Annotated in this window: 21 protein-coding genes; 12 read left to right on the top strand and 9 right to left on the bottom strand. The window is 66.1% G+C overall.

Going from position 1 to position 22,944, the window contains the following annotated elements; all coding sequences use genetic code 11:
- Positions 1-187: 187 nt before the first annotated feature.
- Positions 188-1,897, bottom strand: coding sequence for a bifunctional metallophosphatase/5'-nucleotidase (locus tag K7H93_RS05200; protein ID WP_230782773.1), 1,710 nt, complete (start codon positions 1,895-1,897; stop codon positions 188-190).
- A gap of 82 nt (positions 1,898-1,979) precedes the next feature.
- Positions 1,980-3,161: a BaiN/RdsA family NAD(P)/FAD-dependent oxidoreductase gene (locus K7H93_RS05195; protein WP_230782772.1), complete on the bottom strand. Its 1,182-nt coding sequence runs from the start codon at positions 3,159-3,161 to the stop codon at positions 1,980-1,982.
- A gap of 118 nt (positions 3,162-3,279) precedes the next feature.
- On the opposite strand from K7H93_RS05195, the gene K7H93_RS05190 reads away from it, so the two are divergent.
- Entirely contained in the window at positions 3,280-4,416 is a 1,137-nt protein-coding gene (locus tag K7H93_RS05190; protein ID WP_230782771.1) for an acyltransferase family protein, read from the top strand.
- Positions 4,417-4,480: 64 nt separating this feature from the next.
- On the opposite strand, the gene gyrB is transcribed toward K7H93_RS05190, so the two are convergent.
- The gene (gene gyrB / locus K7H93_RS05185; protein ID WP_230782770.1) at positions 4,481-7,000 is read right to left on the bottom strand and encodes a DNA topoisomerase (ATP-hydrolyzing) subunit B; all 2,520 of its coding nucleotides are present in this window, start codon (positions 6,998-7,000) and stop codon (positions 4,481-4,483) included.
- Positions 7,001-7,122: 122 nt separating this feature from the next.
- Here gyrB and K7H93_RS05180 point away from each other — a divergent pair, with 122 nt between their 5' ends.
- Both K7H93_RS05180 and K7H93_RS05175 read left to right on the top strand, forming a co-directional pair.
- Complete coding sequence (locus K7H93_RS05180; RefSeq protein ID WP_230782769.1) at positions 7,123-7,827, top strand: ZIP family metal transporter; 705 nt, start codon at positions 7,123-7,125, stop codon at positions 7,825-7,827.
- Positions 7,828-7,867: 40 nt separating this feature from the next.
- A complete protein-coding gene (locus tag K7H93_RS05175) occupies positions 7,868-9,265 on the top strand; it encodes an L-serine ammonia-lyase (RefSeq protein WP_230782768.1) in 1,398 nt (465 codons plus the stop codon).
- A gap of 15 nt (positions 9,266-9,280) precedes the next feature.
- On the opposite strand, the gene K7H93_RS05170 is transcribed toward K7H93_RS05175, so the two are convergent.
- On the bottom strand, positions 9,281-10,066 hold the full coding sequence (locus tag K7H93_RS05170) for a PIG-L deacetylase family protein (protein WP_230782767.1): 786 nt from the start codon (positions 10,064-10,066) through the stop codon (positions 9,281-9,283).
- Between the two features lie 497 nt (positions 10,067-10,563).
- Between K7H93_RS05170 and guaA the strand changes: the two genes are divergently transcribed.
- The 7 genes from guaA (at position 10,564) to K7H93_RS05135 (ending at position 17,020) form a co-directional block, all read left to right on the top strand.
- Positions 10,564-12,138 (top strand): glutamine-hydrolyzing GMP synthase, encoded by a 1,575-nt coding sequence (gene guaA, locus K7H93_RS05165; RefSeq protein WP_230782766.1) that lies wholly within the window; start codon positions 10,564-10,566, stop codon positions 12,136-12,138.
- Between the two features lie 21 nt (positions 12,139-12,159).
- A complete protein-coding gene (locus tag K7H93_RS05160) occupies positions 12,160-13,629 on the top strand; it encodes a M61 family metallopeptidase (protein ID WP_230782765.1) in 1,470 nt (489 codons plus the stop codon).
- Between the two features lie 132 nt (positions 13,630-13,761).
- A complete protein-coding gene (locus K7H93_RS05155; protein ID WP_230782764.1) occupies positions 13,762-14,904 on the top strand; it encodes an alkene reductase in 1,143 nt (380 codons plus the stop codon).
- A 52-nt stretch (positions 14,905-14,956) separates the two neighbouring features.
- Positions 14,957-15,958, top strand: a complete 1,002-nt coding sequence (locus K7H93_RS05150; RefSeq protein WP_230782763.1) for a zinc-dependent alcohol dehydrogenase family protein — start codon at positions 14,957-14,959, stop codon at positions 15,956-15,958.
- Positions 15,959-16,104: 146 nt separating this feature from the next.
- The gene (locus K7H93_RS05145; protein ID WP_230782762.1) at positions 16,105-16,257 is read left to right on the top strand and encodes a hypothetical protein; all 153 of its coding nucleotides are present in this window, start codon (positions 16,105-16,107) and stop codon (positions 16,255-16,257) included.
- Between the two features lie 55 nt (positions 16,258-16,312).
- Entirely contained in the window at positions 16,313-16,666 is a 354-nt protein-coding gene (locus tag K7H93_RS05140) for a hypothetical protein (RefSeq protein ID WP_230782761.1), read from the top strand.
- A gap of 3 nt (positions 16,667-16,669) precedes the next feature.
- Positions 16,670-17,020 (top strand): endonuclease III domain-containing protein, encoded by a 351-nt coding sequence (locus K7H93_RS05135; protein WP_230782760.1) that lies wholly within the window; start codon positions 16,670-16,672, stop codon positions 17,018-17,020.
- An 80-nt stretch (positions 17,021-17,100) separates the two neighbouring features.
- Here K7H93_RS05135 and K7H93_RS05130 read toward each other — a convergent pair whose 3' ends face one another.
- Positions 17,101-17,505 carry a hypothetical protein gene (locus tag K7H93_RS05130; RefSeq protein WP_010233858.1) on the bottom strand — a complete coding sequence of 135 codons (405 nt, stop codon included), beginning with the start codon at positions 17,503-17,505 and terminating at the stop codon, positions 17,101-17,103.
- A gap of 136 nt (positions 17,506-17,641) precedes the next feature.
- The gene (locus K7H93_RS05125) at positions 17,642-17,899 is read right to left on the bottom strand and encodes a zinc-finger domain-containing protein (RefSeq protein ID WP_029140212.1); all 258 of its coding nucleotides are present in this window, start codon (positions 17,897-17,899) and stop codon (positions 17,642-17,644) included.
- 113 nt (positions 17,900-18,012) lie between these two features.
- Here K7H93_RS05125 and K7H93_RS05120 point away from each other — a divergent pair, with 113 nt between their 5' ends.
- Positions 18,013-18,960, top strand: a complete 948-nt coding sequence (locus K7H93_RS05120; protein ID WP_197635305.1) for an ABC transporter ATP-binding protein — start codon at positions 18,013-18,015, stop codon at positions 18,958-18,960.
- Here K7H93_RS05120 and K7H93_RS05115 read toward each other — a convergent pair.
- Positions 18,957-19,484, bottom strand: coding sequence for a hypothetical protein (locus tag K7H93_RS05115; RefSeq protein WP_230782759.1), 528 nt, complete (start codon positions 19,482-19,484; stop codon positions 18,957-18,959). The two genes, K7H93_RS05120 and K7H93_RS05115, sit on opposite strands and share 4 nt — an antisense overlap.
- Positions 19,485-19,839: 355 nt before the next feature.
- Here K7H93_RS05115 and K7H93_RS05110 point away from each other — a divergent pair, with 355 nt between their 5' ends.
- Complete coding sequence (locus K7H93_RS05110; RefSeq protein WP_230782758.1) at positions 19,840-21,786, top strand: GGDEF domain-containing protein; 1,947 nt, start codon at positions 19,840-19,842, stop codon at positions 21,784-21,786.
- 28 nt (positions 21,787-21,814) lie between these two features.
- Here K7H93_RS05110 and K7H93_RS05105 read toward each other — a convergent pair whose 3' ends face one another.
- Both K7H93_RS05105 and K7H93_RS05100 read right to left on the bottom strand, forming a co-directional pair.
- Entirely contained in the window at positions 21,815-22,330 is a 516-nt protein-coding gene (locus K7H93_RS05105) for a hypothetical protein (RefSeq protein WP_230782757.1), read from the bottom strand.
- A 58-nt stretch (positions 22,331-22,388) separates the two neighbouring features.
- Entirely contained in the window at positions 22,389-22,937 is a 549-nt protein-coding gene (locus tag K7H93_RS05100; protein WP_230782756.1) for a hypothetical protein, read from the bottom strand.
- Positions 22,938-22,944: the final 7 nt, after the last annotated feature.

Raw genomic sequence — 22,944 nt, 5'->3', positions numbered from 1 at the left:
CAAAGGGATATCTGCATTCGGGTGACGCTTTTACGGTTTTCACGCCGTGCGGATATGCGAAGGTGAGGGACGACGATGGGAAAGAGCCGTCCGCACCCTAGCGCCCCGGACGCAGGTAGGAAAATCCGTTGCCTGAAGGTCGGCCCGGGCGCGCCGATCACCAGCTCAGTGGGCCCGGCGAATACGCCTACTCGACCGCAGTGATCCGCCCGGTTGCGGGGAGGGCGACCATGTCCTTGCCCGCCAGGTAGGCCTCGATCGCGTCGAGATCGACCGGGCCGGTGACCACGTCGGTGCCGTCCTTGAACACGGTGAAGCTGTCGCCGCCTGCGGCGAGGAAGCTGTTCATCGTGACGCGGTAATCGGCTTGGGGATCGATCGGCTTGCCATCGAGCGTGACCGAGACGACGCGCGATCCCACCGGGCGGCTCATATCGTAGACAAGCGCAAAGCCTTCGGACGGGCTGAAGGTCTGCACGAAGCCGTCATCGTCGAACTGCTGTTCGAGCAGCGCGAGCAATTGCGCGCCGGTGAAGGTCTTGGTCACCAGCGTGTTGCCGAAGGGCTGGACCGAATAGATGCTGCCGAAGGTGATCGTGCCGTCCGCCGCAGGCTCCAGCCCCGCGCCGCGAATGCCCGAATTGTTCATGAAGGCAATCTGCGCGCCCGCATCGCGGGTCGCGAAAAGCTGCGCGTCGGCGATGAAATTGCCCAGCTGGGTTTCCTCGGTCGCGGGACCGGGGGCCGCAGGATTGCCGCTGATCCGGCCGACCGGGCGCTGCTCCGCCGCACTCGCCGCCTTGCTGTAGCGCGCGACATATTCGGTGAGGTCGCTGCGCGGAATCAGCGTGGCGAAGTCGGGGTTGGCGTCTTGCGGCGCGGCGCTCTGCACCACGACGTTGTCTGCGGTGACCCCCACCACATCATGCGTCGCCGGATCGAAGGTGAGCGCAATGTCGGTCAGCAGCGAACCGCCATAGCCCGCACTGGTGACGAGGAAGCTGCGCGCCGGGTCGATCTTCGAAAAATCGCACACATAGGCGGCGTGGGTATGGCCCGAGAGGACCAAATTCACGCGCGGATCGACCTGCTTGAGAATGTCGATCAGCGGCCCGGCAACGCCGCCACAGCTTTTGTCATTGAAGCCGACATCGGTGTACAGGCCCTGGTGGATCGCGACCACGATCGCATCCGCGCCCTGTTCCTCCAGCAGCGGCACGGTGCGGTTGATCGCTGCCGCCTCGTCGCCGAAGGTCAGCCCGTCGACCCCGCTGGGCGTCACCAGCGTGGGGGTTTCCTTCAGCGTCAGGCCGATCACGCCGATCTTTATCTCGCCCGCGGGGGTCTCGAACGTCTTGATCCCGTAGGCGGGGAACAGCGTGCCGCCATCCTCCATCGCGACGTTCGCGGCGAGGAAGGCGAAGTCCGCGCCTGCAAAATCCGGCTCGACCGCGCACGGATCGCGCAGGGTCAGCTTCTCGCAGCCGCCATCCTGCACGCGCTTGAGTTCGCGCCAGCCCTTGTCGAATTCGTGGTTGCCGACCGCGTTGAAATCCAGCCCGATGCGGTTCATCGCGCCGATCGTCGGCTCATCGAGGAACAGCGAGGAGACCAGCGGGCTCGCCCCGATCAGGTCGCCGGCTGCGATCACCATCGTGTTTTTGTGCTTTGCCCGCACCGCATCGACCGCAGAGGCCAGCCAGGCCGCGCCGCCGGCCTTCGCCTCGCGCCCGTCGCCCAGCTTCACGGGCCGGGTGATCGGCTCCAGATTGCCGTGGAAATCGTTGAGCCCGACGATGCCGATGGTGACAGGCTCGGCCGCGCGCTGGTCGGGGACGGTGGCGCAGGCGGCAAGCGAAAGCGCGAAGAGCGGGGCGAGAACTTTTGCGAAGGTCATGGGACGCGGCATGCGCGAGCGCTGTTGCAAGTTCAAGAAGGCAGTTGGCGCGCGATGAGCCGCGCGGGGACGGAGCGCTCCGCTACAGCGCCTCGCCGCAGGCCTGCCCGCTCGCCCAGGCCCACTGGAAATTGTAGCCACCCAGCCACCCCGTCACATCCACCGCCTCGCCGATCGCGAACAGGCCGGGGACCTTCTTGGCCTCCATCGTCTGCGAGGAAAGCTCGGCGGTGGAGATGCCGCCTGCGGTCACCTCGGCCTTGGCGAAGCCTTCTGTGCCGTTGGGGTGGAATTGCCAGCCGCGCAGCCGCTCCTCCGCCTGAACCAGCGCCTTGTCGGAGAGGCCCTGGAGCGGGCCGGTGAGGCCCAGCCGCTCGGCCAGCGTGACCGCGAGTCGCTCGGGCAGATGCTCGCGCAGCACCTGCGCCATGCTCGTCTGCGGGGTCTTCGCCTTGCGCTCGCTCAGCCAGCCGGGCGCGAGATCGGGCAGGAAATCGATCCGCAGCACCTCGCCATGCCGCCAGTAGGAACTGGCCTGCAGGATCGCGGGGCCGGAGAGGCCCTTGTGCGTCAGCAGCGCGGCCTCGCGGAATTTCGCAGCCGTTTTCCCCTGGCCGGCGGTGGCTTCGACCGGGGCGGAGACGCCCGAAAGCTCGCGGAACAGCACGTCTTCCCCGCCCAGCGTCAGAGGGACGAGGGCGGGGCGCGGCTCGACCACCTTGAGGCCGAACTGGCGCGCGAGATCATAGGCAAAGCCGGTCGCGCCCATCTTCGGGATCGACGGGCCGCCCGTGGCAATCACCAGCGCAGGCGCGCGGTGGGTTTCGCCGTTCGCCTCGACCGAGAAGCCTGCGTCGTCGCGCGCGATCCTGCCGATTTCCTGCCCGGTGCGGATTTCGACGCCGCCCTTTTCGCACTCGGCCAGCAGCAGGTCGACGATCTGCCGCGCCGACCCGTCGCAGAACAGCTGGCCGAGCGTCTTTTCGTGCCAAGCAATCCCGTGCCGCTCGACCAGATCGAGGAAATCGCGCGGCGTGTAGCGGGCCAGCGCAGACTTGGCGAAATGGCGATTGGCGGAGAGGTAATTCTCCGGCCCCGCGCCCAGATTGGTGAAATTGCACCGCCCCCCGCCCGATATGAGGATCTTCTTCCCCACCGCGTCGGCCTTTTCGAGCACCAGCACGCGCCGCCCACGCTGGCCTGCGACGGCTGCGCAGAACAGCCCGGCGGCCCCACCGCCGAGGATGATTGCATCATGATCCATGGGCCAGCGCCGTGGACCTTCCCCGCGCGCATGTCGAGCGGGGGCGGTAGGGATTGGCGCGCGCATCGTCCTATCCGGAGACGGTGCATTTCGCGCGCGCGACATTGCGCCGGGTCCGGTGCAACGGCGATCCATGGACCCCGGGTCGCCCTCCGGCGCGCAGCGCTACCACCACCTCGACGCCGCGCGTGCGCTGTTCATGCTGCTGGGCATTCCCTTCCATGCGAGCCTTGCCTTCGCAGGCGGGCACTGGCTGGTGATGAGCGGATCGCGCGATCCGGTGCTGGCGCTGGTCCCGCCGCTGCTTAGCGATTTCCGCATGCCCGGGTTCTTCCTGATCGCCGGGTTCTTCGCCGCTATGCTGCTGGAGCGGCGCTCTCGCGGCGCGTGGCTCAAGGGCCGGGCCGAGCGTCTGGGCGTGCCGCTGCTGACCGGGATGGCGATCATCCTGCCGCTGCAGGCCGCGATCCTGCGATATGCGCCGCGCGGGATCGTCGACCCCGCTGCCGCGGCCCATCCGCTGGCGCACCTGTGGTTCCTGCCCACTCTGCTCATCCTGTGCGCGCTGCTCGCGGCGGTGTGGCCGCTGGTCGCCCGCGCAAGAGCCTTTGCCGCCCCGCCGGTGACCGCACTGGCGGCGGGGCTGGCGGTGTACGAGCTGGGTCTGGTCGTCGCCGAGCACGTGCTGGACAGCGATCTGAGCTTTGCAGGCGGATATCTGGATCTGCGATCGCTGGCGATCTTCCTGCCGTTCTTTGCGCTGGGTGTCGCGATGCGGCGGTCGCCCGCGCTGTGGAATCGCTTCGCTCGGTTCGATCCGGCGGTGGCGTTCATCGGGCTGCTCGCGCTGGTGCTGCATGTCGGCCTGTGGGAGGATCGCTCGACGATCGGGATGGCGCTCGACATCCTGTTCGACGGGCTGTCGTCGGTGTGCCTCGTGCAGACCATCCTCGCACTCTTGCTGCGCCTGTTCAGCAAGCCTTCGGCGCGGGTCGACCGGATGGTCGACGCCTCTTTCACGATCTACCTGCTGCACCACCCGGTGGTGGTCGGGTTGGTGATTGTGTGCATCACCGCCGCGGTTCCGCCACTGCTGGCGTGGATCGCGATCTGCCTGGGCGCTTTCGCGCTGCCCTATGCCGCGCACCGGCTGGTCCGCCGCAGCCCCCTGGCGCTTTGGCTGCTCAACGGCGTGCGTCCGCAGCAGCGCGGCTGGGGCCTGCTGGTGGGCGCGCGCGAGGGCGCACCCGCCTGACGCAGGTCAGATGTCCAGATTAGCGACGTTCAGGGCCCCAAGCGAAGCCGATGTCTGACGCTGGTCAGATATCGAGATTAGCGACGTTCAGCGCATTGTCCTGAATGAACTCGCGCCGGGTTTCGACCACGTCGCCCATCAGGCGGCTGAAGATCTCGTCGGTCACGTCGGCATCCTCGATCTTCACCTGCAACAGCGCGCGGTTGTCCGGGTCGAGCGTGGTTTCCCACAGCTGTTCCGCGTTCATCTCGCCAAGACCCTTGTAGCGCTGCACGGCCAGGCCCTTGCGCCCCGCCGCGATCACTGCGTCGAACAGCTGGGTCGGGCGAATGATCGTGCCTTGGCCTACGGTAGCGGAGCGATCCGGCGTGCCGCCGTCATCCTCGCTGTCGGGTTCGGGAGAATCTTCGACCGCGCTCGGCTTCACCAACTTTGCCGCGCTTTCGTAGGCATCGAGGTTTTCGGCGGCGACCTTGTGCAACTTGCGCGCTTCGGCGCTTTCGAGGAATTTTTCCTCGATCAGGTGCGTGTCGGTCACTCCGCGCCACAGGCGGCTGAGCATGATCCCGCCATCGGGCGAACGCTCGCCGCTCCACTTGGCTTCGGTGTCGCCCATCTGGAGGCGTGCTGCCGCGCGGTCGAGCGCATCGCCCGCCGCGAGGTTTTCCGGATCGAACGCACCCGCCATTGCGAGCGTTTCGACAATCGCGGTGTCGTACTTGCGCGGCGCGTAGGCGAGCAGGTTGCGCATTCGCAGCGCGTGATCGACGAGCGCGGACAGGTCCGCCCCCGCGCGCACGCCGGTAGGGCTGTCGAGCACGCGGTCCTGCAGACCCTCGGCGACGAGGTAGCGGTCGAGTGCGCGCTCGTCCTTCAGGTAGACCTCGCTGCGCCCGCGCGCGACCTTGTAGAGCGGCGGCTGGGCGATGAAGAGGTGGCCGTTCCTCACGATCTCGGGCAGCTGGCGGTGGAAGAAGGTCAGCAGCAGCGTGCGGATATGCGCGCCGTCGACGTCGGCGTCGGTCATGATGACGATCTTGTGGTAGCGCAGCTTGTCGAGGTTGAAATCGTCGCGGATGCCGGTGCCCATCGCCTGGATCAGCGTGCCGACTTCCTTGGACGAAATGATCCGGTCGAACCGCGCGCGCTCGACGTTCAGGATCTTGCCCTTCAGCGGCAGGATCGCCTGTGTCTTGCGGTCGCGGCCCTGCTTGGCGGAACCACCGGCGGAGTCACCCTCGACCAGGAAAAGTTCGCACTTGCTCGGATCGCGTTCCTGGCAGTCGGCGAGCTTGCCGGGCAGCGACGCGACGCTCATCGCGCCCTTGCGGCTCATTTCGCGCGCGCGCCGTGCGGCTTCGCGGGCGGCGGCGGCATCGACGATCTTCTGGATGATGGTCTTGGCGTGGTTGGGGTTTTCCTCCAGCCACTCGGTCATCTTGTCGCCCATCAGGCTTTCCAACGGCGAGCGGACTTCTGACGAAACCAGCTTATCCTTGGTCTGCGAGCTGAACTTGGGATCGGGCAGCTTGACCGAAACGATCGCGGTCAGCCCTTCGCGCATGTCTTCGCCCGAAAGTGTGACCTTCTCTTTCTTGAGCAGGCCCGAGGACGCGGCGTAGTTGTTGAGCGTGCGGGTCAGCGCGGTGCGGAACGCGGCCAGGTGCGTGCCCCCGTCGCGCTGCGGGATGTTGTTGGTGAAGGCGAGCACGTTCTCGTAATAGGAATCGTTCCATTCGAGCGCGACGTCGATGCCGATCCCGTCCTTCTCCGCCGAAACGGAAATAGGCTCGGGAATCAGCGCTTCCTTGTTGCGGTCGAGATAGTTGACGAAGGCGGCAATCCCGCCCTCGTAGAACAGGTCATGCTCGGCCACATCCTCGCCCCGGCGGTCGCGCAGTTTGATGTGCACGCCGGAGTTCAGGAAGGCGAGTTCGCGGTAGCGGTGCTCGAGCTTCTCGAAATCGAACTCGGTGACGTTCTTGAACGTCTCTTCGCTGGCCTTGAAGGTGACGCGCGTGCCTTTCTTGAGGCCGTTCTCGTCGCCGTTCGCATCGACCGGCGGCGCATCGCCGCGCACTTCGAGGCTGGCGACCGCATCGCCATGCTCGAAGCGCATCCAATGCTCCTTGCCGTCGCGCCAGATGACCAGTTCGAGCCATTCGGACAGCGCGTTGACCACCGAGACGCCCACGCCGTGGAGCCCGCCCGAGACCTTGTAGGCATTGTCGTCGCTGGTGTTCTCGAACTTGCCGCCCGCGTGCAGCTGGGTCATGATGACCTCTGCGGCGGAGACGCCTTCGCCCTTGTGCATGTCGACCGGGATGCCGCGGCCGTTGTCTTCCACCGAGACGCTGCCGTCGGGGTTGAGTTCGATCAGGACGAGATCGCAATGGCCCGCCAGCGCTTCGTCGATCGCGTTGTCCGACACCTCGAACACCATGTGGTGGAGGCCCGATCCGTCGTCGGTATCGCCGATATACATGCCGGGGCGTTTGCGAACCGCGTCGAGGCCCTTGAGCACCTTGATCGAATCCGCACCATATTCGCCGGTATTCCGGCCATTCTTCGTGTTCTCGTCCATCGGGCGAATATAGGCGCTGATGGCCCGATTCCCAAACCTTTCGGCAAGGAAAAACACGGCTTTTCCCCGAGGTGGGCGGTGCCGAACGGGCACTTTGTCCGGACAGAGCCGTAAGTGCAGCGATGATGATGACACTGATCGTGGTTGCAGTCGTCTCCGGCGCGCTGCTGCTGGGCGCGGCCTGGGGGCTCTACGCGCCGCTGAACAAGAAGACCAAGGGCTTTCTGGTCGCGCTGGCCGGGGGCGCGCTGCTGCTGTCGGTCACCAGCGAACTGATCCAGCCTTCGATAGAGCGCGGATCGCTGATGGTTGCAGGGCTCGCCGTGCTGGCAGGCGCGGGTGTGTTCACGCTGGCCGACTGGCTGGTGAAGGAAAAATGGGGCGGCGGCTCGGGCGGCGGGTTGCTCGCTGCCATCACCCTCGACGGAATCCCTGAAAACCTCGCGCTGGGCGTCGCGCTGATCGGTGCGGGGCCGATGGAGGTCGCCGCGCTGGCCGGATCGATCCTGCTCTCCAACCTGCCCGAGGCGGCGGGCGGCGCAAAGGAAATGCGCGGCGACGGCCGGTCGCGGGGCAAGATCTTTGCGCTGTGGGCGGGCACCGCCGTGCTGCTTTCGCTCGCCGCGATCGCTGGCAACCTGCTGCTCGAAGGCGCGAGCGAGACGCACCTGGGCGCAATCCGGTGCTTTGCCGCAGGGGCGGTGATCGCCAGCCTTGCGATCGAAGTCTTCCCGCAGGCTTTCAGGGAAGACGATTACTGGGCCGGTATAGCCACCGCCATCGGTGCGGTGCTCGCCTTCATGCTCGGCTCAATCGGCGGAGGGTGAGCGATTGACGTAGCGGAAGGCGTGCCCCATCGGCACGGGCATGCTCTCAGTACTCGACATCTTCCGGATCGGGATCGGCCCGTCCTCCTCGCACACGGTCGGGCCGATGCGGATCGCCCGGCGCTTTGTCCGTGCTCTCGAAAAAGCAGGCGAATTGCCGCAGGTCGAGCGGGTGGCGGTCGAACTGCAGGGATCGCTCGCGCTGACCGGGATCGGGCACGGCACGGTCGATGCGACCATTCTGGGCCTCGCGGGCTTCCGGCCCGAGCGGACCGACCCGGACGAGGCGGCTGCCGCGCTGCGCGGGGTCGATGCGGACAAGTGCCTCGCGCTCGGCGGGGTTGACGGTGGCCATCGCCGGATCCGCTTCGAGCGGGCGAAAGACATCGATCTGGCGGGCCACGTGATCCCCGATCTGCACCCCAATGGCATGGTCCTGCGCGCCTACGATGCGTCGGGCAAACTGCTGCGCGAGGGCACCTATTTCTCCACCGGCGGCGGTTTCGTCGCCTCGCAGGCGCAGCTCAAGAAGCCGCCGAAGGACGATCAGGTGAAGGCGGGCGCGAAGGTGCCGCACCCGTTCGGCTCGGCGCAGGAGCTGCTCGCGCTGTGCGATGCGCACGGCCTGTCCGTCGCCGAGCTGATCCTCGCCAATGAAGACGCGATGCGCCCGCGCGAGCAAACTGTCGCTGGGTTCGACCGGATTGCGCAGGCGATGGACGGGTGCATCGATCGCGGGCTCACCCAGCGCGGCATCCTGCCTGGCGGCCTCAAGGTCCAGCGCCGCGCGCCCGACCTGTGGGACAAGCTTTCCGGCAATCCCCTGTCGAACGAGCGCGAACAGCTGTTCGACTGGCTCAACTGCTACGCGATGGCGGTGAACGAGGAGAACGCCGCCGGAGGCCGCGTGGTGACCGCGCCGACCAATGGCGCGGCGGGAATCATCCCGGCGGTGATCCGCTTCTATTGCAAGACCGCCGATGATGCCGACTGTGCGGAGAAGCGACGGCTGTTCCTGCTGACCGCAGGTGCGGTCGGCCTGCTGTACAAGCAGCGGGCGAGCATCTCGGGCGCGGAAATGGGCTGTCAGGGTGAGGTCGGCGTGGCGTGCTCGATGGCCGCCGGTGGCCTCGCCGCGCTATGGGGTGCGACCCCGCATCAAGTCGCCAGCGCGGCGGAAATCGGGATGGAACACAACCTCGGCCTGACCTGCGATCCGGTTGGCGGGCTGGTGCAGGTGCCGTGCATCGAACGCAACGCGATCGGCGCGGTCAAGGCGGTCAACGCCGCGCGCCTCGCACTGCACCGGACGGGCGCGGAAAGCCTCGTCACGCTGGATCAGGTTATCGAGACGATGCGCCAGACCGGGCTCGACATGAGCAACAAGTACAAGGAAACCAGCCAGGGCGGGCTCGCGGTCAACGTGGTGGAGTGTTGACCGGCTGACGCGCGCTCAGTCCGCGGAGCCGCCTCCCGAAGCGAAGGCGGGGCGGAAATCGACCGCGCCCTGCCAGATTGCCTGATCGAATACCGGGGCGAGCATGGCGCGACTCGCGGCGTCGAACTGGGTCGCGTGGCACTGGGTTGCGGCGGCGGCAGCGGCCAGGTCGGTCTCGTCATAGCCGATTCGCACGCTAAGCAGTGCGGGGTCGGTCTTCGCCCAGTTGGCCAGTTCCGCGACCGGTGCCTGCCGATCCGCCCGGATGCCGAAATAGAGCAGCGCGGGGCGCTTGTCTGTGGGCATCGCCTCGACCAGCTGGCTGGTAAACGCGCTGACCAGCCGGTGGTCGGCATGGCCATATCCGCCGTCCGGCCCCCAGGTGATGATCGTCTCCGGATCGGCCGCCGCGATTTCGCTGGCGAGCCGGGCGATCAGGCCATCGCCATCGGGATTGCCGCGCGCCTCGTCCGCCAGCTTTCCGTCGCCATAGCCGAGCATCATCGGCGCACCGAGGCCCAGCGCCTTGGCGGAGCAGCGCGCTTCATCCTCGCGCGCGGCGGCCAGCGCTTCGCCCGGTTCCAGCTGAGAGACGCCCGGCCCGGCATCGCCGCTGGTCGCATAGACCAGCCGTACGTCGGCTTCGGCGCGGGCGAGGGCGGAGAGCGCGGGGGCCATCGGCAGCTCGTCGTCCGGGTGCGCGAGAATCACCATCACCGGGCGCGCATCGCCGGACGGCTGGGCCAGCGCCGCGCTGGCGAGCAGCAGGGCGGGCACGCCTGCAAGAAGCGGCTTGGACATTGCGATTCTCCCCTGTTCCATTCCCGCGCGAAACCCTGCCTCTCGCGTTTCGCAATGTCGAGCGCACACGCGAAAAGGCCCGCGCGCCCTGAGGAGCACGCGGGCCTTGAGGTCCCCTTGGAGAGAGAGGGACCGCCCTCCGGCAACGCAGGCCCGCTTGGGGCGCATCAGCCTGGAGGAAAAATTGGCCGGCGGGGATCTTAGGGGGGGGAGAGGTCGATCCACCGCCGGCTCGAGAAGGGAAATAATCTTACGCCCTGCTTTATGAAAGTGAGAAAACACGCAGGGCAGTGCAGTTTTTTGCAACCAACTCTATGGGCTGGCTTCAGGTCATTTTCGGGCCCGGTATGGGCATCAATATTGCTTTTGCGCCAGGCTTTCGGAAATTTGGGAGGAGGGCGTCAGGTTCGATCCGATGCAACTCGCGGTATAAAGCCTCACCTGCACCGCTACGGCACCCGCTGGACAGGCGGCGGGGCAGCACTTACCGCGCGGCCATGCAGCCAGACCATCTCCCCGATTCCATCCTTATCGTCGATTTCGGCAGCCAGGTGACCCAGCTGATTGCGCGCCGCGTGCGCGAAGCGGGCGTCTATTCCGAGATTGCGCCTTTCACCCAGGCCGAAGAGGCGTTCGAGCGGATGAAGCCGAAGGGCATCATCCTGTCCGGATCGCCCGCCAGCGTGTGCGACGAAGGCTCGCCCCGCGCGCCGCAGGTGCTCTTCGACTCGGGGCTCCCGATTCTCGGCATCTGTTACGGCCAGCAGGTGATGACCACCCAGCTGGGCGGCGAGGTGAAGCCGGGGCACGAAACCGGCGAAGGCGGCGAATTCGGCCGCGCCTTCCTGACCGTGACCGAGCCCTGCGTATTGTTCGAAGGCCTGTGGAACGTCGGCGAGCGGCACCAGGTGTGGATGAGCCACGGCGACAAGGTGACGCAGTTCGCCGAGGGCTTCCGCATCGTCGCCACCAGCGACGGGGCGCCCTTCGCGCTGATCGCCGATGACGAGCGGCGCTATTACGGCACGCAGTTCCACCCCGAGGTGTTCCACACGCCGGATGGCGCGAAGCTGCTCGCCAATTTCGCGCGCCATGTCTGCGGCCTGTCGGGCGACTGGACGATGGCCGAATACCGCGCGACCAAGATCGCCGAAATCCGCGAGCAGGTGGGCGATGCGAAGGTCATTTGTGGCCTCAGCGGCGGGGTCGATTCCTCGGTCGCCGCGATCCTGATCCACGAAGCGATTGGCGAGCAGCTGACCTGCGTGTTCGTCGATCACGGTCTGCTGCGGATGGGCGAGCGCGAACAGGTCGAGACCATGTTCCGCGACCACTACAACATCCCGCTGGTGGTGGTGGACGCAGAGGAGCGCTTCATGGCGGGCCTCGCGGGCCAGACCGACCCCGAGAAGAAGCGCAAGTTCATCGGCGGCGAGTTCATCAATGTGTTCGAGGAAGAGGCGAACAAGATCGGCGGCGCGGATTTCCTCGCGCAGGGCACGCTCTATCCCGACGTGATCGAGTCGGTCTCCTTCACCGGCGGGCCTTCGGTCACGATCAAGAGCCACCACAATGTCGGCGGCCTGCCCGAACGCATGAACATGAAACTGGTCGAGCCGCTGCGCGAGCTGTTCAAGGACGAGGTCCGCGATCTGGGCCGTGAGCTGGGCCTGCCCGACATGTTCGTCGGCCGCCACCCGTTCCCCGGACCCGGCCTCGCGATCCGCATCCCGGGCGAAGTGACCAAGGAACGCTGCGACATCCTGCGCAAGGCGGACGCGATCTATCTCGAGGAAATCCGCAATGCGGGCCTCTACGATGCGATCTGGCAGGCCTTCGCGGTGCTGCTGCCAGTGAAGACGGTCGGCGTGATGGGCGACGGACGCACCTACGACAGCGTGTGCGCCCTGCGCGCCGTGACCAGCACCGACGGGATGACCGCCGACGTCTACCCCTTCGACGGGGCGTTCATCGGACGCGTGGCGACGCGCATCGTAAACGAGGTGCGCGGGATCAACCGGGTGGTCTACGACTATACGAGCAAGCCGCCCGGCACGATCGAATGGGAATAGCCGGGCGTATCGGGGGGTACGATGATGGTTCGCGCGATGGTGGCAGCTCTTGGCATTCTGGCGCTTGCTGCATGCGCTCCCCTTGCTCCTCAGCCCGATGCCAGTGACCGCGCCGCTGCGGAGTTAGGCGTGCTCTCGCTCGGCATCGCGCAGCCGGGCCGGTTCGAGGCGGTTACGGTAAGGCTCGACCTGCCGGCTTCCGCGGCGGGATCGGTGCTGTCCTTTCCCGAATCCTGGGGGCCGGAAGAAGACCTGTCGCAATTGCGCAGAGACACCGCGACTCGCGGGCTGGAACGGCTGCCCGGTGAGGGGGAGGCCTACCGCGTCGCTCCCGGCGGCGGCTGGATCGCCTATACGGTGGCGCAGGATTACGACGGGGAGCCCGACTGGCAGACCCACCGGCTGCCCGGGATGCGGGCCCGGACCGCACAGAGCCACGCCTTCCTCCTCGGCCAGACTGTCCTTCCCACATGGTCGCAGGGCGGCGTGCCGCTGACGCTCGACCTGCAATCGCTCCCGCAGCGCGCGGCCTTCAGCTTTGCGCGCGGCGATTGCGCGACCGGCTGTGCTCTCGACGATCTGGCGAATTCGGTGCTCGCGCTCGGCGACTTCGCCTTCGATACGAGGCAGGCCGGGGACACCACGGTCCGCAGCGCCATTCGCGGTTCCTTCGCGATGGACGCGGACGCAATGTCCGGCGTGCTGGCCGGAATGCTCGACCAGGGGGCGAAGCGGTTCGACGACGCGCCCTTCGCATCCTACCTCTTCGCCGTGAACCCGATCCCCGCGCCGCCGCAGGGTTCGGCGGTCGTGGGCACCGGCCTGCATCGCAGCTTCCTGCTGCTGGCGAGCGAGAATGCCGATGCCGAGCGGCTGCGCCACACGATCGCGCACGAGATCGTGCACGAATGGATCACGCGCCGGATGGGGCCCACCGACGAAGCGACCGACGCGCAGCGCATGTGGTTCACCGAAGGCGCGACCGAGTACTTCGCGTGGAAGCTGCAACTCGCCGCCGGGCTGATCGACACGCAGGCCTTTCTCGCCGGCATGTCCGATCTGGCGAACGAGTACCTCTCCTCACCCGTGAGGGAGCTGCCTGCGGGCGAGCTGGCGGAGCGCATCTTCGAAAGCGAGGAGGCGCAGCGCCTGCCCTATCAGCGCGGCGCGCTGCTGGCCTGGCACTGGGACATGCTTGCCCGCGCGCGGGGCGCATCGCTCGACGCGGCGATCGCCGACCTGATCGACGAGGGCGGCGCTGCAGAGCTGACCGATGCGCGGATCCACGCGGCAATGGCGCGACGGATCGGCACGCAATTCGACAGCGATCTGGCGCGCTATGTCGTTCAGGGACAGGTGCTCAATCCGATGGCGCTGACCCGGCCGCGCTGCGTGGTCGCGATGCAGGGGCCCTCCGGCACGGTGCGCTTCGCGATTGAGGGCGGTAGGTCCCGCGACACTTGCCGAGCGGAGATTCTCGGCCCGGCCTGAAGCGGGAGGATCAGCCTGGAATACGCCCGGCGCTCTCGCGCAAGATGACCGGAACGCTCCGCTTTGCGCTCGCGTTGTGATTGGCGAACAGCCGCCAATTCCTGCGCGGCGCCAGCTATCCCGGAGCTTTCCATGACCGATACCCTCGCACCGCTGCTCGACCCGCTCGACATGGCGGATATCACCACGCCCAACAGGGTGTGGATGGCCCCGCTCACCCGCAGCCGCTCGACGGCGGGCGACTGCGAGCAGACGCCGCTCCACGCGCTCTACTATGCGCAGCGGGCGGGCGCGGGCCTGATCGTTTCCGAGGCCACGCAGATCAGCCACGAAGGGCAAGGCTATGCCTGGACGCCGGGGATCTTTACCGACGAGCAGGTCGAAAGCTGGAAGCTGGTGACCGACGCGGTGCATAATGCGGGTGGACGGATCTTCTGCCAGCTGTGGCATGTCGGCGCGATCAGTCATCAGGTGTTCCAGCCCGAAGGCGGCGCGCCCGTCTCCGCCAGCGTGTGGACGCCCGAGGGCGAGGCCTTCGTCGGCGACCGGCTGAGCGAAGGCCCGACCGTGCCCTTCCCCGAGGCACGCGCGCTCCAACTGAGCGAGATTCCCCGCCTGCTCGACGATTACCGCCATGCCGCGCGCTGCGCGGCGCGCGCGGGGTTCGACGGTGTGGAGGTGCACGCGGCGAACGGATACCTGATCGACCAGTTCTTGCGCAGCAGCACCAACCGGCGTGAGGACGAGTACGGCGGGAGCCTCGAAAATCGTCTGCGCCTGCTGGACGAAGTGGTCGCCGCAGTGACCGAAGTATTGCCCGCAGGCCGCGTCGGCGTGCGCCTGTCGCCCATGGGCGGGCCGGGCGGTTCGTCCGATGCCAAGCCGGAAGACACCTACCCCGCAGCCGCCGCCAAGCTCGCCGGGCGCGGGCTCGCCTATCTGCACGTCGTGCGCCCCAACGGCCATACCGGCAGTGGCGGATCGGACGAGGGCAACGCGATCGTCAAGGACATGCGCAAGCGGTTCGACGGTGTGTTCGTCGCCAATGGCGAATTCTCGACCGAGGAAGCCGCGCAATGGGTCGCCGACGGCCATGCCGACGCGATCGCCTTCGGCCGGCTGTTCATCGCCAACCCCGATCTGCCCGCCCGCATCGCAGCGGGCGGCCCCTACGAAGAGGCCAACGAAGACACCTTCTACGGCGGCGGGGCCGAGGGGTACGTCGATTATCCCACGCTCGACCGCGTCACGGACCCGCTGCCGGTCCCGGCCTAAGAACGCGAAACCACTCATCAGCACGCCATTTTTCCAGACACTGGAGCCCGATATGAAAGCCGTCAAAGTCCGCAATCCTGCCAGTCTCGACTCGCTCGAGGTCGTCGACATCGACGCTCCGGGCGAGCCCGGCCCGGGCGAGGTGCGGGTGAAGCTGCACGCCTCTTCGCTCAACTTCCACGATTATGCGGTCGTCGCGGGGATGATCCCCACCGACGACGGGCGCATTCCGCTGTCCGATGGCGCGGGCGAGGTCGAGGCGGTTGGCGAGGGCGTCGAGGAGTTCGCGGTCGGCGACCGGGTGATGTCGGTCTTCTTCCCCGAATGGCAGGATGGACGTCCACCCATGGGCAGTTTCGAGACCACGCCGGGCGACGGGATCGACGGGTTCGCCTGCGAGTCCGTGGTGAAGCCCGCGCGTGCCTTCACCCGGATGCCCGACAATCTCGACTTCGCGCAGGCGGCGTGTCTGCCGTGCGCCGGGCTGACCGCCTGGCGCGCGCTGATGGAGGACGGCAATCTTCAGGCCGGGCAGACCGTGCTGCTGGAGGGCACCGGCGGCGTCTCGATCTTCGCGCTCAGGATCGCCAAGGCGGCGGGCGCGCGGGTGATCATCACCTCCAGCTCGGACGAGAAGCTGGCGAGGGCGCGCGAGTTGGGTGCCGATCATACGATCAACTACAAGAGCAATGACGACTGGGGCGACGAGGCGTTCGACTGGTCGGGAGGTGTCGATCACGTGGTCGAGGTCGGCGGGCCGGGTACGGTCAATCAGGCGATCAAGGCGATCCGTCCGGGCGGGCACATCCACCTCATTGGGGTGCTCACCGGACAGAAGGGCGAGGTCGAAACCGCCGCACTGATGCGCAAGATGGGGCGGTTGCAGGGCCTGACCGTGGGCAGCCGCGCGATGCAGCTGCGCATGATCGCCGCGATCGAGGCTACGGGGATCGAGCCGGTGATCTCGGACCGCTTTGCGCTTGCCGATCTGGCCGATGCCTTCCGTCACGAGCAGGATCAGAAGCACTTCGGCAAGATTGCGATCGACATCTGACGCGTCTCGAAGACTCGCGCGGATTTGATCGGCGTCAATGATCTTGCGGCAGGCCCGCTGTATTGAGGCACAATCGCCATCAATGCGGGAGCCGTTTGATGTTTCGAATAACGCTGATCCTTTTACCGATCGTAGCGACCACTCTCATGGGCATCGCCGTTATCGCCGTCCTGTCGATGGATATGCAGGCCGGGTGGCGGCCGATTGCGGTCGCCTCGGCGGCGGGCTTCGTTCTCGCGGTTCCGATCTCGTGGTTCGTCGGCCGCAAGATCGTCGCCAAGACGGGTCTGGGCGGCTGACCATCATCTGCCAGGCCGCTTGCGGTCCTTGCGAGCGCCAGCCTATGCCGGGGCGATGCAGCTTCCCCTTGGCGATGATCCGCGGACCGAAACGCTACGCCAGCTTCAGCCGCGGCTGATCCAGCGGTTCGGGCGGATCGAGCGTGCGCCGAGGGAGAGGCGCGCGCCCGAATGGGTGCTGGTGCAGGGTGTGATCGGCGCGCGCACGCGCTCGGAAACCTCCAATGCGGCGACCGACCGGCTGCTGGCCGAATATGGATCGTGGGAGGCTGTGGCCGATGCGCCGCTCGAAGCCTTGCAGGCGCAGCTCGCCACCCAGACCTACCCCAATGTTGCGGGCGAGCGGCTGAAAGCGTGCCTCACCGATCTGGTCGCGCGGCGCGGCGCGGTCGACCTGTCGCATCTCTAACCGATGGAGACCGACGCGGCGATGGCGTGGCTGGAGCAGCTGCCCGGCGTGGGGCGCAAGATCGCGGCAGGGGTGGTCAATGCCTCCACGCTCGACCGCAAGGCTCTGGTGCTCGATTCGCACCACCGCCGGGTGCTCCAGCGGATGGGTTTGGTCCCGCAAAAGGCCGATACCGCGCGCGCCTACGCGGCGATCATGTCAGCAATGCCGTCCGAATGGAGCGCCGCCGATTACGACGAGCATCATCTGCTGATGAAGGAGATCGGCCGTGCCTTCTGTCGCCCCGCCAGCATGGCGTGCGGTGAGTGTCCGGCGCAGGCACTTTGCGGAACCGGGCGTGCGCGGGCAGGCTAGACGCATATCTGCCGCTCACACGAAAAAGGCCGCCCGGATTGCTCCGGACGGCCTTTTGGTTTGAGAAATAATGGGGCGGTTTAGCTGCCGCGTTCGACCCGCTTGTAGGGGATGAAATCGGTCAGAAAGACGTTGCCGGAATAGAAATTACCGGCCGGGGTGCGCGTGGTCACGATGTCGCTGCGGCACAGGTTGATGCCCTGGCGGCGTACGACCAGATAGTCATCATCGTCCAGATCCTCGGGATTCTGGGTGTAATTGACGTAGAGCGTGCCGCCGGCATCGTAGACGATCGCGGTACCGTCGATGATCTTCGTGCTGCGTACCGGGCGGGCCATGATGCATTTCTGCGGCTGACCTGCCTCGCGACCTTCGAGCATCTTGGCGAGTTTTTCCTCTCCCGTCTGCCTTTCGGCGAGCGCGGGGGTGCTGGCGACGGCAAGCGCGGCAAGCATGGGGATGGCGAAACGAAAACGATTGGTCATGGCGATATCCTCGGCAAAAATCGTCCCTCTGAGGCGAGCGTGATAGCGCACCCAGTCTGAACAACGCCTGAGAATCGCCGATGCTCCCGGCGGGCCTGCCCCCGGGGGCGCTCTGCCGATATTTGGGGATGGGCCCCTAGGGGTGCCCCGGGTCCGCGCCTTCGGAAATATCGCGCAAGCTGGCCTGGTCGACACCGTCGGCAGGCCCGCCTTCGAGCACGAAACGCCGGTCGCAATAGCCGCAATCGACATAGCCGTGCTCGTCGATTTCGAGATAGATCTTCGGATGGCCGAGGGCTGCGGGCTTGTAGTTCTCGCCCGTGCGAATGTCGGTCGCGCCATCGCACCAGACGCGGCGGGTGGTCACCTTGGAGATCTCGGGCGGGGGCGGCATGATCGACATAGGCACGCGCATATCTTCGTGCTTGCCGCACGGCAAGAGCATGTGCGCAACAGGACGCGCGCAAAGCGGTGGCCAAGCGGGGCGATGCGTTTTAGGGCGGCGGCATGGAAAACCGGCCCGCAATTTCGATCGACAACCTGACCAAACGCTATGCCCCCGCCAAGGGGGAGAGCGAGGGCAAACTGGCGCTCAAAGGAGTCAGCTTCGATGTCCCGCAGGGCGGCATTTTCGGCCTGCTGGGCCCCAATGGCGCGGGCAAGTCCACGCTGATCAACATCCTCGCCGGGCTGGTCACGCGGACCAGCGGCAGCGCGCAGATCTGGGGCTTCGACACCGCGAAAAACCCGCGCAATGCCAAGCGCGCGATCGGCATCGTGCCGCAGGAAATTGTGTTCGACCCGTTCTTCACCCCGTTCGAGGTGCTGGAGAATCAGGGCGGCTTCTACGGGATCCCGAAAGCCGAGCGGCGCAGCGAGGAACTGCTGAAAGCGGTCCATCTGTGGGACAAGCGCGATGCCTACGCCCGCACGCTGTCGGGCGGTATGAAACGCCGCCTGCTGATCGCCAAGGCGATGGTCCATTCCCCGCCGATCCTGGTGCTGGACGAGCCGACCGCGGGCGTCGACGTCGAACTGCGCCGCCAGCTGTGGGAACTGGTGACCCAGCTGAACAAGGAAGGCGTCACCGTGGTCCTGACCACGCACTACCTCGAAGAGGCCGAGCAGCTGTGCGACCGGATCGCGATCATCAACCATGGCGAGCTGATCGCGAACAAGCCGACCCGCGAACTGGTCAGCATGGCGCGCGAGAAGATCATCCGGCTGGACGTGGACAAGCCGCTGGCGGGCGCGCTGATGGACCCGGCCTTCACCCGGTCCGAAGTCACCGCGCCGCGCACGCTGGAGGTCACATACGACCGCGACAGGATGACCGCAGGCCAGGTGCTGACGATCGTGCAGGGCCACGGCTACGCGATCCAGGATGTCTCGACATTGGAGCCGGATCTCGAAGATGTCTTTGTTCAGCTCACCGGCACAGGGCAGGACCGCTAGAGCGTTGCTTTGCAAGCATTATAGGCACGCATTGCTTCGGCCTTCAGGGTCGATGGGGCAGCTATCGTCGCAAGGAAGCTGCCTTCGCTGGTCTTCACCGTGACGCGTTCGCTGATAAGTATTGCCGTTGCTTCGTTAGGGGAAATCTTGCCGGACAAAACCCAGTGATCGGCCGTGTTCGGATGCGGCTTGATTTCCATGTCCACATCCAGATCGAACTTCGCCGCGGCGGCCGACAGCTCTAGCCGGATGTTCTGGCGGAATGACGGAGCATTCGGATTGATCGGCGTGAAGATCGAAACGTAGGAGTCGCCCGATCCGGTTTGCGCGATCATCAGCATCGTCACGCCGGGTCCCGTAAATTGCGCGATCTGACACTCGATCCCGGCTGCCTTGCGCACGTTCATCATGTACGCGCCTTCGACCTCCTGGAACAGTTGCAGTGGTTCCTCGGGGGCGGTTTGTGCGGATGCCGCCGTTGCCGCGATAGCAGCAAGCAATGTGATTGGGTTCCGGGCTTTCATGGCTGCATCCTTCTTCCGCGTTACATCTTGGCAAAATACCAGCAGAGCCGTGATATGCGGCATTCGAACGCATTCAATTGACAATGACTGTTAGGCCAACGGGCACCTGCGCAAGAATATGCCGCCTGGCCGCTGAAGAGTTACATCTGCGGACTCCAGCGTGCCGCGTCATGGCTTCATCGCCCAGGGCCACGGCTACGCGATCCAGGATGTCTCGACCCTCGAACCCGATCTGGAGGACGTGTTCGTCCAGCTGACCGGCGCGGGGTAACAAGCTGACTTTGCATCGGTTTGTCCGCAAACTGGTGCACGGCGCGATAACCATTGGTCAATCACCAGCCGTTAGAACGGCTGCATGGCACATTTGCCACCTTTGTATCACCTGCGGCCCGCATGGCTGCGTCAGGCCTCTTTCCTGATTGCGCTGACATGCGCCGTTTGCGCCGGACAGGCCAGCGCCTGCGTGGGAAGCGCCGATCCGGTCATAACCCGGCTTGAAATCGAGGTCGGCCGCAACCCGCTCGCCGCGCTCGACAGCATTGCACAGGAAATCGCGGATACCGATCCGCTGGACAAGCGTCGGCTGGCCGAATTGTATATCGTCCAGGCCAAGGCACTGATGATGGGCGGTGCGGATTCCGCGCCCGCGCTCAAGAAGGCGCGCAGCGCGGCGAGCGAGCTCTCAGAGCGGGCACCGGCCAATATCCTGCTGCAGATGAACGCCTATTACGATCTGCCGGACGAGGCCGCAAAACGGCGCGCGATGCCCTCGCTCCTGCGCGGCTATCGCTCTTTGCCGGATGGGAGCAGCGCCAAAACCTGCCGCGCGGTCGATCTGGCCTTCAACTACAGCTTTCAGGAAAAACCGCGCGAAGCCTTCACGTTCGCCTCGCAGGCCTATCTCAACAGCGCAGACGACAAGTCCTCGCCCGCGCGCGCGGAGGCGGCTTCGGCGCTCGCCTATCTGGTCTCCAACAGTCACGATTTCGACTATGCGAAACAGCTGCACTCCGAAGCGCTCGCCATCCAGCTGAAGTTGGGGATGAGCGACCTCGCCGCGAACGAGCTGCTCGTGCGCGGATATACCGAGCTCAAAGACGGGGACTGGACCAAGGCCGTTGCCGATTTCAGGGAGTCGGCAAAGCAGGCCCGCAGTTACGACAATCAGTATGCCGTCGATTACGCGCTGCTCGGCGTGTGCCAGGCCGCGCTCGAAGGGGGCAAGATCGCCGATGCGGCGCCCGAATGCGAGCGTGCCTATCAGGGCCTGGGCAAACCGGACGAGGCGATGGCCCTGCCCGCCACCGCGCTGATGGCGAAACTGTTTGTCGAGCGCGGCAATCCGGGGAGGGCTCTTGCGATCCTCGATCCCGTGATCGCGAAGGGCAAGCAGGAGAACGCTTCCGACGACTGGGTCATGGCGCTGGAGACCCGGGCGCAGGCTCTTTTCGCGCTTGGACGCAACGCGCAGGCTTACGAACAGATGCGCGAGGCGAACGAGGCTACCAAAACCTTCCATAACGCCGACATGCAAAGTGGAGCGGCTGCCCTTCAGGCGCGCTTCCAGACCCGCGAGCTGCAGAATCGGCTGGCCGAGGAAGAGCGAGCGAGCAGCACGCGCCTGCGGCTCGCGATCGCGGTGATCGCGGGCTCGACCACCACGCTGCTCCTGCTCGGCACGCTGATCTTCTTCCTCCTGCGGAACCGCCGCCGCTTCCGCCGCCTTGCGATGACCGACCCGCTGACGGGACTCGCCAATCGTCGCGCGACGCTGGAGCGGGTTGACGCGGCCTTGCCCGGACCGGATGCCCCGCAGCCGCGTGCCTCGTTCGCGCTGCTCGACATCGACCATTTCAAATCGTGCAACGACACCTTCGGTCACGACGCGGGCGACCAGGTGCTGAGCCAGTTCGCCCGGGTGGTCGAGCGATGCGTCCGTCCGACCGACATCGTCGGGCGCTGGGGTGGGGAGGAATTCCTCGTCATCCTGCCCGCGACCGGGCTGAAGGATGCGCTCGACATCATCGAACGGGTCCGAAGCGAGGCGGCGCTGGAGGAGTTCGATTTCGCCCCCGGCTACCGGCTGCGGTTCAGCGCGGGTATCGCGATGCCGAGCGAGACGGGCGGCGTCACCGATGCGTGTATCAAGCTGGCCGACCGGCGCCTCTATGCGGCGAAGCATAATGGCAGGAACCGGACCTGTATCGATGCGGGCATCGCATGGGCCGGACCTCCCGCGCCGACTCCTCCTCCTTCCAGCGGCGTCTCAGGCACCGGCTCAGGTTCCGCGCGGGCCGCGTGACCACCTCCCGATCGCGCTGGGGCTGCTCCTAGCCCGACGAGCCGGGCGGCAGGGCGAGTCGCGCGATATGTTCGCCATCCAGCTCGATCAGCCAGTTCTCGGGATAACCCGTGATCCAGATCGTCCAGCCGAAATCGAGCAGCACGTCGAGATGGGCGATTCCATCGCTCGCCGCCAGCGAGACGTCGGTTTCGAGACCGGTATCGTAGGAGAAGCGAATCGTGGTGTCGGGGCCGGTCGCGCGGGCGATCATCGCGCCGATCACATCGATGCGCTTTTGCGCGGTCCGGCTGCCATCGGGGTCGTCCGCGTCATTGAGCCAGCAGTGGTCGCTATCGGCAGGCTCGGGGCAATCGGGCCACCACACGCCATTGCCTGCGATCCGGATGTAAGGCGGTGTCCAGATCCCGTCGAAGCGAGGCTCGTGCGGAACTCCGCGTTCCACAAGGCGCGGGATGATGGTCCCCTTCACGCTGGGCGGTGGCGGGTTCGCCTTCAGCGCCGCGCGCCGTTCTTCCAGCTGCTTTCGCTTTCCCGGGTCCATGAGTGTTTGCACACCGCGAACCGGGCGCGATCAAGCGAAAAGTGCCCGCGCGGCAGGCCTAGTCGTCCAACGACCAGTGCGAGGGCTGGCTGGCGAGGCATTCGCCCATCGCCGCGATGGTCCGGTCGCGCGCGACGCCGTTGAACTTCACCAGAACGGCTGCGCTTTCGTCGCCCGGTTTGGTTATCAGAAAACCGCCGGTCTTCTGGATATCGTCGAAATCGAGCTGCAGCGCCTCGAGGGATGACGCATATTCGAAGATGCCCGGACCCTGCTCCGTTTTGAAAAAGGCCTTGCGATCGGTGACGATCCCGTCGGGCGTCAGGCGCCTGAAGTCGAACTGTTCGGCATTGGCCCCGACATCTGCCAAACTTATGATGTACAATTGGCTCGTGACAGTCGTCTTACCGATCAGGAGCGTGACGGCGGTCTTGTCCGCCTCGTTCCCGAACAGCATCGAACAGGTCGTCTCCGTGCGGCTGACCGTCGCGAATTCGGCCCCGTCCGTAAACTGAAGGAGTACCTCCTCGGCAGGCTGCTGCGCACTTGCCGCCGATGCGGCGATGGCGAGGCTCGCGAAGAGTGCGGCGAAAAGCTTGCTGGACATTGATGCG

Source organism: Citromicrobium bathyomarinum, from assembly GCF_021021475.1.
In the GTDB taxonomy this organism is placed as follows: domain Bacteria; phylum Pseudomonadota; class Alphaproteobacteria; order Sphingomonadales; family Sphingomonadaceae; genus Alteriqipengyuania; species Alteriqipengyuania bathyomarina.
The sequence above is the reverse complement of the archived record's forward strand: the minus strand, read 5'-3'. Positions and strand labels throughout refer to the sequence as shown.